The following is a 14,500-nucleotide window of genomic DNA, read 5'->3' as shown; positions in this document are numbered from 1 at the left end:
CCTTTTATTAGGTACTCGCCCTCTGGGAGCTTGCTCGATGCCCACTAACATCGTTAAATTTATTTGATTTAGAATGACTAAACCGAAACAAATTTCCCTTGTTATTGAACATTGAGCAGAGCTCTGAGTTGGGAAGAATTTAATCAAATTGGTATAATCATAAAAAAACCATAAGCTTGAATCAACAAGTTTATGGTTATATTGAGGTAAAAAGTACCAATATATAAAAATAATTCTCTTTTTCAATACTAATGGTAATAATGTCCTAACTCACTTGGAACAGATAGCTATTCACTTTTTAGTATATTAATAGTTCCATTGACACTATCTAAATTAATTTTACTACCACCGCTACCTATTTTTCCACGCAAATTACGACCAATAAAACTATTCTTTTTAGCTTCTAGCCCAAAAGCAGTATTTATACTGCCGTGCATAGTATCTGCCGTAATATCAGCATTGATATTTTCTGGAAGGTACAATTTAATACGGCCATTAACAGTTTCCACGTCAATGTTATTAATGTTAGTAGCATCGACGCTATAAAAAATATCTACGCTGCCATTGACAGCACTTATCTCACTATCGCCCCCTAAACCTGTGGCATAGATTGAACCATTAACAACCTCAACTTCTACCTCTCCATCAATATTTTTTATTGTTAAACTGCCATTTACGAGTTCAATACCTGATAAATTAGTATCTGCTGGTAACCATACTTGGTAATCAACTTTAGCCATCGGCTTATTTTGGCGATAAGATTTTTCTTTGTAATCAGTAGTTACTGATACTTTTTGCCCATGCTGAGCCATTGTAATAGTTACATCATCACGAGACTCTTGTGATTCAGCGCTAATAGTAGCCACCACCTTAATGGTATTTTTTTGCCAGCTAGTAATCGCTACTTCACCATTAATGTTATCTAAACTAAAATAACTTTGATCAGCTACGATAAAAGACTTTTCAATTTGGTCATTAATTTGTGCTGCAACTTGCAGACTAAGTAAAATAGATGAAATAAAGATCACTAAACTTAACAAGCTATTTTTTATTATCTTACCCATTGGTTTTCCCTTAATTATAGTTATTGTTACGTTCTCAAAAAAATTAGATGTAAGTTCCGATAAAAAGGTTTAAATTTATCAACAAATAATTACCGCTAGGAAAATGAAAGATGTCTGCCCCAAAAGTACAATTACTCTTAACAGGTAATGAATTAATGACTGGTGATATTGTTGACAGTAATTCAGCCATGATGGCGCAAGTATTAAAAGAACTTGGCCTTGAGGTGAGTCGAAAAGTTACCGTGGCCGATGATTTAACACTGCTTGTTAACGAAATTAATTACATGGCAACAACTAGCGACATCTTAATTATTAATGGCGGTTTAGGCCCTACCATTGATGATTTAACGGCACAAGCATTAGCGCTGACCATAGAAGAAGAGCTTATTGAGCATCCTCAAGCACTCAAACATGTCACTCAGTGGTGCCGCCAACGAGGTACCGAGCTAAATGCACCGAATCGGAAACAGGCCATTTTACCTAACGGTTGCCAAATAATAGCGAATAGCTGTGGTAGTGCCGTCGGTTTTACCGTGCGTTATAAAGATTGTGATATTTATTGTACGCCTGGTGTTCCTCATGAACTTAAAAAAATGATGACTGAGCAAATGGTACCCATGATTAAGAGTAACTTACCCGATCATTTAATCGCTAGTGTCACTCGCTTACAAGTTTTTGGTTTAGGCGAGTCAACTTTACAAAAGATGATAGATGAACAATTACCCAACTGGCCAACTGAGATAGAACTGGGTTTTCGGGCCGGCTTACCATTACTTGAAGTAAAACTCACCACCAATACAAATAAAGGGCTAGCGTTGAAACCTCTATGGCAAGAGAAGCTAGCTAGCGTACTTGGCGATCATTTGATAGCAGAAGTTCAAGGCAAAGCTAAATCGCTTGCTGAACATCTTCTGAATCAATTACAACAACACAACTTAAAGATAACCACAGCAGAGTCTTGTACTGGCGGCTTAATTGCCAGCCATTTAACACAAGTGAGTGGCTCATCAAGCAGCTTTGAAGCGGGTTTTGTTACTTATAGCAATGTAATGAAAACAGCAATGCTTGATGTGCCGCCACAGCTTTTTGAACAAGATGGCGCCGTAAGCAAGGCTGTCGTTATCGCGATGGCAAAAGGCGCTCTGTTGAAATCAAACGCAGACTTAACTATTGCGGTATCAGGCATTGCGGGTCCCAATGGCGGTAGTGAAAATAAGCCCGTTGGTACGGTATGGTTTGCTTGGGGTAGTCTTAATGATATCAAAACACAATGTTTATTATTACCCTATGACAGACGTCAATTTCAGTATTTTGTTGCAGAAATTGGGCTAGATTTTCTACGTCGATACCAGAAAAATTTAATAACAACACCTAGCTATGTCACAGAAAGGGCCAGCGCTTAATACTATGTCAAAGGGTATAGACAAGAATATCCACAAAATTATCAACTAGAAGACCATTATCAGTTGATAATGGTCAGCTTAGTCATTGCTTAGTTTAGTAAAAATTTATATATTAGAGCTATAATGAAGATAAACGACAACCTAATATCAGGAGCTTATTTTGATAGAAAAAAACTTTATAACTAGCGGCCGTAATACCATAATACATAAAGTGAAAAAATTTGATTTACTTATTATCAATGGAGAGAAGTGTGTAGTGATTATTAGCCACCGAGGCATAGGTATATATAAAGGTGAAGTACCCGCTAAGCGCTCTATTGCCAAAAAATCTTATCAAGACATTGTTGATATTTCATCGAGAGAAGTCTTTGGTGAAGAGAAAACTTTAGTGTTTATACAGGCCCTTGATGGTGTTGAATATAAAATTGATTACAGTAAAGAAAATACCAATAGCTTTATTAAAATTCATCAAAACCATTATATGTAGGTTAAGTACCACTAAAGCCTGATTCACGACACTCCACATCATAATTATAATAAAAGAACAACACCTACAGCTATTTAGCTCAGCAGTATCTAGCGGTTAGCGGGAGAATAAAAAATGACCACAGCTAGCTTAATCGGCAATAATAAGAACAATATCGACTTAGTGTTAGAGCCTATTAAAGGTGGCGACAGCATTACGACGGCAAGTATCGCCGAGTTAATTGCCGCCTCTGAATTTAACAAACTCCGCGTAAATAATGGCAATATAAAAAATGCCGTTGCTGAGTTAGATGATGTACTTAAGCCCTTACAAGATAAAAAATCTGGACGAACAATTCGCTATCAAGTACTTGAACGCATTGATGCCACTATCAATGTAACCATCGAAACTGATGAGATGGGTGCTAGCGCTGAAATAGTTAGTGCTCAAGGTGGCAAGCATTTATCAGCAAAAGCGATATTAACTGCCGCGCAAGAAGCGGGAGTAAAGAAAGGCTTTAGCAAAGAGCATTTAATTGAGCTTGCCCAACTAGCGGCTAAAGAAGCACCCAACTGTCAAGTGGAGTTGCAAATAGCCACCGGAAAAGTCGCCGTAAATGGGAAAGATGCCCTAATACAACCCTTAGTGGTAAGTGCCCAAGCACGGATTCTACAACCAAAAAAACGTGACGATGGTAGTGTCGACATGCGAGACTTAGGCGATATAATTTGCGTTAAAGTGGGTGATCCCCTGGCAAAAAAGGTTCCTTTAACACAGGGCGTGCAAGGTTACACCGTTACGGCCACACCTTTATCTCCTGAACCAGGCAATGATATTGAACTTGTGGTGGGAGAAGGAACCAATATAAGTCCACAAAATAATAACCTACTTATTTCAGAGAAGGTCGGCTTACCCAAGCTCATTAATAATGGTATGGAAGTTGATGAAGTTTACAAGATTAAAAATGTCACTGTCGCCACTGGTAATATCAACTTTACCGGTAGTGTTATTATTGATGGCGATGTCACTGAAGGCATGAAAGTGGTAGCATCGGGTGATATTACTGTCGGTGGTTTTGTCGAATCAGCAATCCTTGAAGCGGGTGGCGACATCACTATTTCTGGTGGTATTATTGGTAGAAAACATGATATTGAAAAAACACAGATTACCCATGTCCGCATGAGTGTAAATATCAATGCTAAGGGTAATGTTTTTGCTAAATATGGTCAATATGCCCAAATCACTTGTAGCCAAGATGTTCGTATTGAAAACCAATTACTGCATAGCATATTGGATATAAACGGCCGATTATGGATTGGCAATAACGAACAGGCTAACGGTAAGCTCATTGGTGGTTATACTAAAGTTGGAACTTCCGTTCATGCAGGTATGATTGGCGCCACCGCCGGAAGTAATACTATTGTTAATTTTGAACATAAAATCCTAAAATTTAAAGAAGATATTCATCAAGTAGACGCACTACTTAAAATCGAGTCTAATGCTACCAATGAATTAAAAAACGCAATAAAGAAGTTGAAAAACCTTCCTAAAGGAAAAGCAAAACCAGAATTACTAGCCAAGATAATTCCTACTTATCAATTTCATGCTAAACGTATGGGTGAAATCCTTAATGATAAAGAAGCACTTGAACAAAGCTTACAAGAGTATATGGCGAGTGTTTATATTGAAGCAACAGTGAAGCTTTATCATGGTGTTGAGTTAATTGTCGGTGATTTTAATGATAGATCTCGCCGTGAATATGGACCGAGTAAGATGATTTATCGTGAGAGAAAAGTAATTATTGATCCAATAGTGAACACTTAAAAATAATGAGCAATCTTTCAATAATTAACTACACAGTATTGGGCGTAGCCCTAATGCCATTTTCCCAACTGGCTTATGCCCAAGAGTGCTCAATCAACCTTAACTATGGGCTCATCATTAATCCTAAACATATTCGCATCGTCGAACAAGGCCAAACGCAAGTACAAATAAATAATAGCAAACAGTTATTTATTCGAGGTAGAGAAATCCCTTTATCTAATGAACAACAGCAGCTACTTAACAGTTTCAGTGAAGGCATCCGCCAACAAGTACCAGAGATTGTTTCAATTGCTATTGAAGGTGCTGATATAGGTTTAAAAGCGGTTAATAAGGTCGTTGCCGGTCTTACCGGTGAAAATAGTGCCGCACAGCAAAAAGTACAGGCTAAATTTGATGAAATAAAGTGGCGGATAAGAGCGCGTTTTAACCAAAGTGCCAATAACTACTACATTGCCCCACAAGACTTAAATAATTTTGATAAAATGTTTGCCGGGGAGTTTGAGCAAGAAATTGAAGCGATGATTTCAGCTTCAATCGGTTCAATATTAGAAGCGGTTGGTCAATCAATGCTTGCAGATAATAGTAATAATGAATATGGCGGAGAAACACGCATTAGCACTTATGACAAACGACTAACAAGCATTAGTCAAGGTTTGGAGTTAGATGTCACCGAAAGAGCTAAAGCATTGGATAAAAAAGCAGCACACCTCTGTCAAAAGTTAACGCAACTAGACCTGGTAGAAGCTCAATTGCATCAAGCCATACCAGCCTTAAAAAACTATAACCTTATCGAATCATCCAATTAGTAATATATCTGCTCCGGCTCTAGCCCTTATAAAAGACTTAGCAATTACCACTACTTTCTCACGCTTACAAGTAAAAGGCCCAAGATACTCGGCAAGTATCTTGGGCCTTTTTATAATCAATGGTTTGCTCAGCGAGCATTACATATTAGGGTAATTTGGACCACCCGTGCCTTCTGGTGTTACCCAAGTGATATTCTGACTAGGGTCTTTAATATCGCAAGTTTTACAATGAATACAGTTTTGCGCATTAATAACAAACTTATTGCCTTCTTCGGTTTTTTCAACCTCATACACTCCCGCAGGACAGTAAAGCTGCGCAGGCTCATTGTATTTAGTTAAATTCACCTGAATTGGAATATCGGCATCTTTAAGTTTTAAATGGCAAGGTTGCTCTTCTTCATGGTTAGTATTTGACAGGAAGACTGACGATAGTTTATCAAAACTTAGCTTATTATCAGGCTTAGCGTAATTAATAACCGGCATATCTGCTGCTGGTTTTAACTGCGCATAGTCTAAACTGTCATCTTTAAAGTTAAAGGGTAATTTACCGCCAAAGAAGTTTTGATCTAAAGTATTGTAAGCGCCACCTAACAGGGTGCCAAACTTGTGCATTGCTGGACCAAAATTGCGGGTATTGTATAACTCTTCATATAACCAAGAATCTTTATAAAGCTGGGTAAAGTTAGTTAAATCTTGCTTACCCTCTTCGGCAATACCTTCACCAGCAATTAACGCTTGGGCAATTGCTTCAGCAGCGAGCATGCCAGACTTCATCGCAGTGTGGTTGCCTTTAATTTTTGCAAAGTTAATGGTACCCGCGTCACAACCCACCAATAATGCCCCCGGCATGGTCATTTTAGGCAAAGAATTAAAACCACCTTTCGCCATAGCACGTGCACCATAAGAAACACGTTTACCACCTTCAAGGTACTGACTAATTTTAGGGTGATGTTTATAACGTTGAAATTCATCAAAAGGACTTAAATGTGGATTGCTGTAATTTAGATCGACAATTAAACCAACAAATACTTGGTTATTTTCCGCGTGATAAAGGTAACCACCACCGGTAGTATCTTTATCTAATGGCCAACCTGCGGTATGTACCACTAAACCTTCTTGATGCTTTTCTGGTGCTATATCCCAGATTTCTTTAAAACCTAAACCGTAATGCTGTGGCGAGCTGTGTTTATCAAGACTAAACTTTTCAATTAACTCTTTACCTAAATGGCCGCGACAACCTTCAGCAAAAACAGTGTATTTAGCTCGTAGCTCCATACCAGGCATAAAAGAATCTTTTTCTTTACCCTCGGCATCTAAGCCCATATCACCGGTAATAATACCGCCAACACTACCGTCATCATTATAAATAACACTTTGCGCAGGAAAACCTGGGAAAATTTCAACACCTAGCTGTTCGGCTTGCTCAGCTAACCAACGACAAACATTACCCATGCTAACAATGTAATTACCGTCATTGTGCATAGTTTTTGGCACAGAAAAATTAGGTAGTTTGATACCCGAGCTCTCACTATTTAACAAATAAATGTCATCACCGGTGACTTTGGTGGTTAATGGTGCATTGCGCTCTTGCCAATCAGGAAATAATTCATTTAAAGATCTTGGCTCAAAAACAGCGCCAGAAAGAATATGTGCGCCCACTTCCGAGCCTTTTTCCACCACACAAACCATTAACTCTTGCTGTTTTTCTTGTGCTAGTTGCATTAAGCGACACGCAGTTGATAAACCGGCAGGGCCAGCACCAACAATGACTACGTCAAACTCCATCGATTCGCGTTCCATAAGATCTCCCAGGGTAATATATCTTTACATTCAAACTTACAGTATAATTTATAAATTTACAGTATAATTATGGTATTATTTTTAAATTCAAACGTGCGTTTGATATTCAAACAAGTGTTTGATAGTATCTTATAACAGATGTCCAAGCAAGGCACTGATAAATACCAATTCCAATAAGTTTCTTCCCACTCAGCGAGAGTTAAAAAGCTTAGAGGCAAGGCATTGAGTGTAGATAATGGTTATTCCCTTATCAAAATCAATAACGCAGCGTTTAAGCATTTTAAACTCGCCCTTTGGGAGCTTACCAGCGATTCGATAACCGCACAGAATTTCTTTCATATAGAATGACTATATGCAAAAAAATTCTATTTGTTCTCAAGCCGCTGGCAAGCTCTGAGTGTGAACTAACTTAATGGACTTGGTATACGCATTTATATAGATTGTATCTTAGTTTAAAAGTTTTCACCAAGATTACGTTGACGTTGACGTAAACCAAAGGTATCTTTTAACTATTATTGTAAATTAACAAACTTCTCAGAGGCTACGATGAAAGTACTAGTTCCGATTAAACGTGTTATTGACTATAACGTCAAAGTTCGAGTAAAACCCGATCATTCCAATGTAGATCTTGCCAACACAAAAATGGCGATAAATCCTTTTTGTGAAATTGCCATTGAAGAAGCTGTACGTTTAAAAGAAGCGGGTATAGCAACAGAAGTCATTGCAATTTCTATCGGTGATAAGTCTTGCCAAGAGCAATTACGTACTGCATTAGCTTTAGGCGCCGATCGCGCCATTCAAATTGAAACTGATGAAAGCCTAGATGCATTGAACATAGCTAAATTATTACAAAAAGTGGTTGAAGAAGAACAACCGCAACTTGTTATTTTAGGTAAACAGTCTATTGATAGTGATAACAATCAAACTGGCCAAATGTTAGCGGCACTAACAGGTATGCCTCAAGGTACCTTTGCTTCAGAAGTGAAGTTTGATGGCGATAAAGTCAATGTTACCCGTGAAGTAGATGGCGGTTTACAAACGCTTGCGCTAAATTTGCCTGCAATTGTAACCACAGATTTACGCTTAAACGAACCGCGCTACGCTTCTTTACCTAATATCATGAAAGCTAAGCGTAAGCCCTTAGTAGTAAGACCTGCGGCAGATTTTGGCATTGATTTAAGCCCACGTACTAAATTATTGAAAGTTACCCCGCCAGCAGAGCGTAAAGCCGGTGTGATAGTCGAAAGTATTGATGAATTAGTTGATAAATTAAAAAATGAAGCCAAGGTGATCTCATGAGTATTTTAGTAATTGTTGAACACGACAACGGCTCGTTAAAAACTGAGACGCTAAAAACCGTTGGCGCTGCGCAAAAAATTGGTGGTGATATCACCTTGCTAGTAGCTGGCTTTAATTGTCAAAATGTTGTTGATGCCGCAGCGAAAATAAATGGCGTAAAGAAAGTATTAGTTTGTGATAACGCCGCTTATGAACATCAGCTTGCTGAAAATATCAGCTTATTAGTCACTGGATTAGCGGCTGATTATGAACATATCTTAGCGACGGCATTAACTACCGGCAAAAACTTTATGCCTAGAGTTGCTGCATTATTAGATGTAGCGCAAATTTCTGACATTATTGCCGTTGAAAGTAGTGATACTTTTGTTCGTCCTATCTATGCAGGTAACGCGATTGCCACAGTACAAAGCTTAGATAGCAAAAAGGTTATCACGGTCCGTACTACTGGCTTTGATGCCGTAGCGACCGATGGTAATGCTGAAGTGGTAACGTTAGATACTGTTACTGATGCTGGTATATCAAGCCATGTAAGTGACGAGTTCACTGTCTCTGAACGACCTGACCTAGGCGCAGCTACCGTGATAATTTCAGGTGGTCGCGGTATGCAAAATGGCGAGAACTTTAAGTTGCTTGACGGTATTGCCGATAAACTTGGCGCTGCTATTGGTGCTTCACGTGCTGCTGTAGATGCTGGTTTTGTTCCTAACGATATGCAAGTTGGTCAAACAGGTAAGATTGTTGCACCGGACTTATATATTGCTGTAGGTATTAGCGGTGCTATTCAGCATTTAGCCGGAATGAAAGATTCAAAAGTCATTGTTGCTATCAATAAAGACCCTGAAGCACCAATCTTCCAAGTTGCCGATTACGGTATTGTTGCTGACTTATTTGAGGCTTTACCTGAGTTAGAAAGTAAATTATAACTCGAACACCGAGTTTTACTTTCAAGCAGTCCTGTCGAATAGGGCTAAGCACAAAGTAATATTCAGTACTAAGCACAAAGTAATATTCAGTACTAAGCACAAAGTAATATTGATATAATAAAACCACACTTACGAAAGTAAGTTGTGGTTTTATTTTATCTGCAATGTGGTTAGTTAAGTTAAATCATTAATAGTAATAGTACTGAGTGAGATATGAAAAATAGTTTGTCTAGTTTAAGTGATTTAGCCGCAGCTTTTGGTAAAGCCCCCATTGAGCGTGATAAATCGACACCCGCAAGTGATGACTCACTGGTCTATTCAACGGACACTGGCCGCATTAACCAACAAAAAGAAAAAGTGGTTACGCCAAGTGATGGTTTTGCCAAGGTTAGGCGTGAAACTAAGGGACGAAAAGGGAAAGGCGTTATTGTCATCAGCGGCCTAGGTCTAGACAGTAAGGCACTAAAAGAATTAGCAAAAAAATTAAAGAAAACCTGCGGTAGTGGCGGCTCAGTCGTTGGTGAAACCATTGAGGTTCAAGGCGATAAAAGAGACGTAATACAACAGGTTTTAGAAAAATCTGGTTTTAAAGTTAAGTTTACCGGCGGTTAACTTTCACCTTTTTTAGGCTTTTTCACTAACGAGCTTTACTCGCTAAGGCTCATAACTTTTTCGGCCTGCTAAAGCATGAGACAAGGTATTACCATCAACATATTCTAATTCCCCCCCTACCGGAACACCATGGGCAATCCTAGTGATATTAACTTGATGTTGCTGAGCAAGTTCGGCAATATAATGAGCAGTAGCCTCCCCTTCCACCGTAGGATTAGTAGCCAAAATAACCTCACTAAACTGTCCACTAGTAAATTGCTTAGCAAGAATATCCAAACCTAAATCATCTGGTCCAATGCCATCAATCGGTGATAAATGCCCCATCAAGACAAAATATCGCCCAGAAAACTCACCGGTTTGTTCAATAGCAATCACATCACCTGGGGATTCAACAATACACAAAGTCGTAGCGATTTTCCGTTTAGGCGATTGGCAAATCTCACATAAAACTTCTTCGGTAAAGTTACGACATTGTTGGCAATGACCAATATTTGTCATTGCTTTGGCCAAAGTACTCGCGAGTTTACTGCCACCGCGGCGATTACGTTCAAGCAGTTGAAATGCCATACGTTGGGCTGACTTGGCGCCAACGCCCTGTAAACACTTTAGTGAATCAATTAACTCTTGAACTAGGGGGCTAAATTTCATAGATAACAACTTTTTTTGCAATAATTGTGACTAATTTTAATAAAATTAACCACAAAATAGTAGTGCATTATTTAAATAACCTGAACTCTGGATAAGCAGCACTTGCTCAATATTCCCCTTTATCTGATTATCAGCGTTAAAACGTCGATAAATAACCCGTTATTCATAAACGTTTTGCCTTGATAATCGAATAAATTGAAACATTGATAGAGTATATCGCTACTTAACCTTGTAAAATTTATTCTTAATAATCGTAAATTGTTGTTTTTACTTAAACATCAAGCACTCATTATCCAGAGTTCAGGTTAAATAATATTTACCGCCTTCAAGGCAAGAATAAAAACAGTAAAGCCACTTTCATTGATACGCGTACCAGATAGTAACCGCTGAGTTAAAAATCAGCTTTCTCTTGACTGCCACCCTCCATAACAAATGTCATAAAAACAACAAATAATGGGCAATAAAAAAAGGCCGATTCAATACAAATACTCTCGGCGAGCACACCTTGAATTAAGGGTTTTAGAATGAGGTTTGATGTTAGAGGGCAATGCCCTATTTAAAAAAGAAAACACCGACTTATATACCACCGAATTGGATTATCTCCGAGAGGCAATCGGGGTTAATTGGTGATGCGGTTTATCTAAACAAATTTTTTAATAGCCTAATAAACAATGACTTTTTGATAACTTAAATTGAGAAACAAAAAAGCTCAAGGAATTCTTGAGCTTTTTATTGGTAAGTACTGTTTTATTAAAAAATTAAAACGGCATTTTCATACCTGGTGGTAATTGCATACCGCCAGTTAAAGCACCCATTTTATCTTTATTTTGCTCTTCAACACGACGTACCGCATCATTTACAGCTGCAGCAAGTAAATCTTCTATCATGTCTTTATCATCGTCCATTAAGCTGTCATCGAGCTCTACACGACGTACGCTGTGACTACCGGTCATAGTTACTTTAACCAAACCAGCACCGGCTTCACCAACAACTTCCATTTTCGCTAACTCTTCTTGCGCTTTAGCCATTTTGGCTTGCATTTGTTGGGCTTGCTTCATTAAGTTGCCCATTCCGCCTTTCATCATTATATTCTCCAATATTGCTAAGTTGTCTGTATATACCCAAGCGACTTGAAGCTGCGTGTTTCATGTGGTTTGGGTATATTACGTAATTGCAGCTATTTTACCTGAAGTACTGCAAGTTTTGAACGTAAATGAAATGAATTAATTGTAATATAATACTGCTTACATACCCGTTAGCAATCAAAATTCAGATTTCAGAGTGCACTTTGAATGGTAACAGCTAGATCAAAACAAGCGTTCAACGTTATCGTTAACAGCTAACGTGGTGATATCGTGTCTTCATTAAGCTCTGCTTGAAAAGTATCTTGTAAGGCAATCACCACCGCATCCTCTTTCAACAAGGCTTTTGCGTATTCAAGACGCTTGTCATTTATTTGTACTTGAATTTGGTACGGGTCTGCCACGGTTTCATCAACAATATCGAGCGTGACCGTAATATCTCTACCGAGGAAGTCACTAATATAACGCTGTAATTGCTGATGCGCGACTTCAGTACTTAAGTGCCTGGTAGCCTGATCTAGTTTGAGGATCAAGTTATCATCAGTGGAGTCTTCACTAATAGTTGCGTGTATCGCTAATTGTCGAATCCGCGCAGTGAGCTGCATAGAGTCAATCATATGCGCCCATTTATCAACTTGATTAGCTTTTTTTACTTTTGCAGGGTCAATATTATCTTGGTGAAACGGGACTTCAGGCTCCGGCGCTATCACTAACTTTTCAGCTACTACGCTATGGGAACCTTTAGCAGACGTTTCGATAGTGCTGATTTTTTTGCTGCCCTCATTACTAGGGTGACGCAGAGCTGCGTCACCGGGCTTTTTTGCTTGCTTCTCCAACTCTTTCTTTCGACTACGTAACATATTTCGAGTAGCAAGTACCGAGGCTACAGGGCTATTAATACTCAGCGAGTTTACTGGCTCATTTGTTACAAGTGGCGGATTTGATATCACTGGCGCAGGCTGTTGTTGTTCGTTATTGTCTTGTTTTTCTGGCGCGACTAGTACTTGAGCTGGTGTTTGCGCTATTGATTTTGAGATAATAGTTGCGGGTGTCGGCTCTTGAGCGACGTCTGGTTCTATCGGCGTTGAATGTATTAATGAATTATCAGCCGTTTTAAGCTCAACAGCGTGTTGTTCAATACTTCGCATTTCTTCATTTAACACACTTAACTCGTTTGGCTCTGCTTGCTCATCGATATTTTTATTAACTAAGTCATCATCAACTAAATGATGCTCAACTAAGGCCTTAGGTTCAATAACATTAGGCCCTTTTTCTGTATCTGAATCAATTTTGAAGGTATCACTTTCAGTTAACTCTACCTGAACTGATGATACTGAGGTCGATTGAGCAACCAAAGCACTGTCATCGCTTACCGCGGTAGTCGAGAACTTAACCTCATCGAAGTTAGTGTCACTGATGAGTTGTCCCTGATTGGGTGTAGATTGCTGAGCCAACTGTGATTTAATCATTGGCTTAAAGGCAAGAAGTCGCAACAGAGTCATATCAAACGCGGCTTGCTCATCAAAGGTATAAGGTAAGTCCTTTCTACCATTAAGGGATATTTGATAATACAGCTGTACATCTTCTGCTGACATGGCTTGACTAAATTTCTTTAGTAAAACTAGTAAGTCAGCCGGTAAATCAAAGTGCTGGTCAACTATTTGTATTAAGGCAATTTGGTGAAACAATTGAATTAACTCAGCAAATAGTCGACTGTAACTTGGTGCATAAGACGCTATTTCTTGTGATAACGCCATCAAGCCTTGGCTGTCTTGTTTGAGTAAAGCGATGACAACTTTGTAAACCCAGTTTTGATCGATACCGCCAAGCATTTGTTGAATATTAGCTAAGCTAATATTGCCTTGTCCTTGCGCAATAGCTTGATCGGTTAAACTTAACGAATCTCGCATACTACCGCGAGCAGCCTTGGCTAATAAGGTTAAACAACCTTGTTCATAAGTTACTTTTTCGTGTAATAAAATCTCGGCAAGTTTTTCTTCTATTTGTTTTACCGTTAACGCTTTTAAATGAAACTGTAAACAGCGTGACAAGACAGTAATAGGCAATTTTTGTGGATCGGTAGTTGCTAAAATAAATTTAACATGTTCCGGCGGCTCTTCTAACGTCTTGAGTAAGGCATTAAAACTATGGCGAGATAGCATATGAACTTCATCTATCAGGTATACCTTAAAACGCCCTCTACTCGGAGCATATTGAACATTGTCAAGAATTTCACGGGTATCATCAACTTTCGTTTTTGAGGCGGCATCTATTTCTAGTAAATCAACGAAACGCCCTTGGTCAATATCAATACAGGCATCACAAATGCCGCACGGTGTATCTGTGATACCAATATCACAATTAAGACTTTTAGCAAAAATACGCGCAATAGTAGTTTTACCAACGCCACGAGTGCCGGTAAAAAGATAAGCATGATGCAAGCGTTTTTGTGACAAAGCATTGGCAAGCACGTTAACCACATGCTCTTGTCCCATTAACTGCTGAAAATTCTTAGGACGCCACTTTCTTGCTAAAACTTGATAACTCATATTAAAGTACTTTTTGGTTCTGGG

Annotated in this window: 12 protein-coding genes; 7 read left to right on the top strand and 5 right to left on the bottom strand. The window is 38.7% G+C overall.

The annotated features are described in order from the left end of the window. Window positions 1–287 precede the first annotated feature (287 nt). Window positions 288–1,064 carry a DUF4097 family beta strand repeat-containing protein gene (locus tag F580_RS0100875; RefSeq protein ID WP_019025806.1) on the bottom strand — a complete coding sequence of 259 codons (777 nt, stop codon included), beginning with the start codon at window positions 1,062–1,064 and terminating at the stop codon, window positions 288–290. A gap of 110 nt (window positions 1,065–1,174) precedes the next feature. Here F580_RS0100875 and F580_RS0100870 point away from each other — a divergent pair, with 110 nt between their 5' ends. The 4 genes from F580_RS0100870 to F580_RS0100855 all read left to right on the top strand — a co-directional run bounded on the left by F580_RS0100870 (window position 1,175) and on the right by F580_RS0100855 (window position 5,563). Beyond that, window positions 1,175–2,467 carry a CinA family nicotinamide mononucleotide deamidase-related protein gene (locus F580_RS0100870; RefSeq protein ID WP_019025805.1) on the top strand — a complete coding sequence of 431 codons (1,293 nt, stop codon included), beginning with the start codon at window positions 1,175–1,177 and terminating at the stop codon, window positions 2,465–2,467. A gap of 160 nt (window positions 2,468–2,627) precedes the next feature. Next, window positions 2,628–2,954, top strand: a complete 327-nt coding sequence (locus tag F580_RS0100865) for a hypothetical protein (protein ID WP_019025804.1) — start codon at window positions 2,628–2,630, stop codon at window positions 2,952–2,954. A gap of 114 nt (window positions 2,955–3,068) precedes the next feature. Next, the gene (locus tag F580_RS0100860) at window positions 3,069–4,757 is read left to right on the top strand and encodes a flagellar assembly protein A (protein WP_019025803.1); all 1,689 of its coding nucleotides are present in this window, start codon (window positions 3,069–3,071) and stop codon (window positions 4,755–4,757) included. A 53-nt stretch (window positions 4,758–4,810) separates the two neighbouring features. Further along, the gene (locus F580_RS0100855) at window positions 4,811–5,563 is read left to right on the top strand and encodes a YggN family protein (protein WP_245560574.1); all 753 of its coding nucleotides are present in this window, start codon (window positions 4,811–4,813) and stop codon (window positions 5,561–5,563) included. Between the two features lie 138 nt (window positions 5,564–5,701). Here F580_RS0100855 and F580_RS0100850 read toward each other — a convergent pair whose 3' ends face one another. Beyond that, entirely contained in the window at window positions 5,702–7,363 is a 1,662-nt protein-coding gene (locus tag F580_RS0100850; protein WP_019025801.1) for an electron transfer flavoprotein-ubiquinone oxidoreductase, read from the bottom strand. Between the two features lie 546 nt (window positions 7,364–7,909). Here F580_RS0100850 and F580_RS0100845 point away from each other — a divergent pair. The 3 genes from F580_RS0100845 (at window position 7,910) to F580_RS0100835 (ending at window position 10,197) form a co-directional block, all read left to right on the top strand. Continuing rightward, a complete protein-coding gene (locus F580_RS0100845) occupies window positions 7,910–8,662 on the top strand; it encodes an electron transfer flavoprotein subunit beta/FixA family protein (protein WP_019025800.1) in 753 nt (250 codons plus the stop codon). Further along, complete coding sequence (locus tag F580_RS0100840; protein ID WP_019025799.1) at window positions 8,659–9,585, top strand: electron transfer flavoprotein subunit alpha/FixB family protein; 927 nt, start codon at window positions 8,659–8,661, stop codon at window positions 9,583–9,585. The genes F580_RS0100845 and F580_RS0100840 overlap by 4 nt, the downstream gene beginning before the upstream one ends. A 213-nt stretch (window positions 9,586–9,798) precedes the next feature. Then, window positions 9,799–10,197: an SUI1 family translation initiation factor gene (locus tag F580_RS0100835; protein ID WP_019025798.1), complete on the top strand. Its 399-nt coding sequence runs from the start codon at window positions 9,799–9,801 to the stop codon at window positions 10,195–10,197. A 42-nt stretch (window positions 10,198–10,239) separates the two neighbouring features. Here the strand turns inward: F580_RS0100835 and recR are convergent, their stop codons facing one another. The 3 genes from recR to dnaX form a co-directional block, all read right to left on the bottom strand. Then, on the bottom strand, window positions 10,240–10,845 hold the full coding sequence (gene recR / locus F580_RS0100830) for a recombination mediator RecR (RefSeq protein ID WP_019025797.1): 606 nt from the start codon (window positions 10,843–10,845) through the stop codon (window positions 10,240–10,242). Between the two features lie 758 nt (window positions 10,846–11,603). Beyond that, window positions 11,604–11,933 carry a YbaB/EbfC family nucleoid-associated protein gene (locus F580_RS0100825; RefSeq protein WP_211215596.1) on the bottom strand — a complete coding sequence of 110 codons (330 nt, stop codon included), beginning with the start codon at window positions 11,931–11,933 and terminating at the stop codon, window positions 11,604–11,606. Window positions 11,934–12,184: 251 nt separating this feature from the next. Beyond that, on the bottom strand, window positions 12,185–14,476 hold the full coding sequence (gene dnaX, locus F580_RS0100820) for a DNA polymerase III subunit gamma/tau (protein ID WP_019025795.1): 2,292 nt from the start codon (window positions 14,474–14,476) through the stop codon (window positions 12,185–12,187). Window positions 14,477–14,500 lie beyond the last annotated feature (24 nt).

Origin of the sequence: Colwellia piezophila ATCC BAA-637, assembly GCF_000378625.1 — a bacterium.
GTDB classification, from domain to species: Bacteria; Pseudomonadota; Gammaproteobacteria; order Enterobacterales; family Alteromonadaceae; genus Colwellia; species Colwellia piezophila.
The sequence above is the reverse complement of the archived record's forward strand: the minus strand, read 5'-3'. Positions and strand labels throughout refer to the sequence as shown.

Coding starts and splice junctions, on each gene's coding strand:
- F580_RS0100855 (WP_245560574.1), top strand. CDS start 4,811: ATGCCATTTTCCCAACTGGCTTATGCCCAAGAGTGCTCAATCAACCTT.
- dnaX (WP_019025795.1), bottom strand. CDS start 14,476: ATGAGTTATCAAGTTTTAGCAAGAAAGTGGCGTCCTAAGAATTTTCAG.
- F580_RS0100870 (WP_019025805.1), top strand. CDS start 1,175: ATGTCTGCCCCAAAAGTACAATTACTCTTAACAGGTAATGAATTAATG.
- F580_RS0100835 (WP_019025798.1), top strand. CDS start 9,799: ATGAAAAATAGTTTGTCTAGTTTAAGTGATTTAGCCGCAGCTTTTGGT.
- F580_RS0100875 (WP_019025806.1), bottom strand. CDS start 1,064: ATGGGTAAGATAATAAAAAATAGCTTGTTAAGTTTAGTGATCTTTATT.
- recR (WP_019025797.1), bottom strand. CDS start 10,845: ATGAAATTTAGCCCCCTAGTTCAAGAGTTAATTGATTCACTAAAGTGT.
- F580_RS0100845 (WP_019025800.1), top strand. CDS start 7,910: ATGAAAGTACTAGTTCCGATTAAACGTGTTATTGACTATAACGTCAAA.
- F580_RS0100860 (WP_019025803.1), top strand. CDS start 3,069: ATGACCACAGCTAGCTTAATCGGCAATAATAAGAACAATATCGACTTA.
- F580_RS0100840 (WP_019025799.1), top strand. CDS start 8,659: ATGAGTATTTTAGTAATTGTTGAACACGACAACGGCTCGTTAAAAACT.
- F580_RS0100850 (WP_019025801.1), bottom strand. CDS start 7,363: ATGGAACGCGAATCGATGGAGTTTGACGTAGTCATTGTTGGTGCTGGC.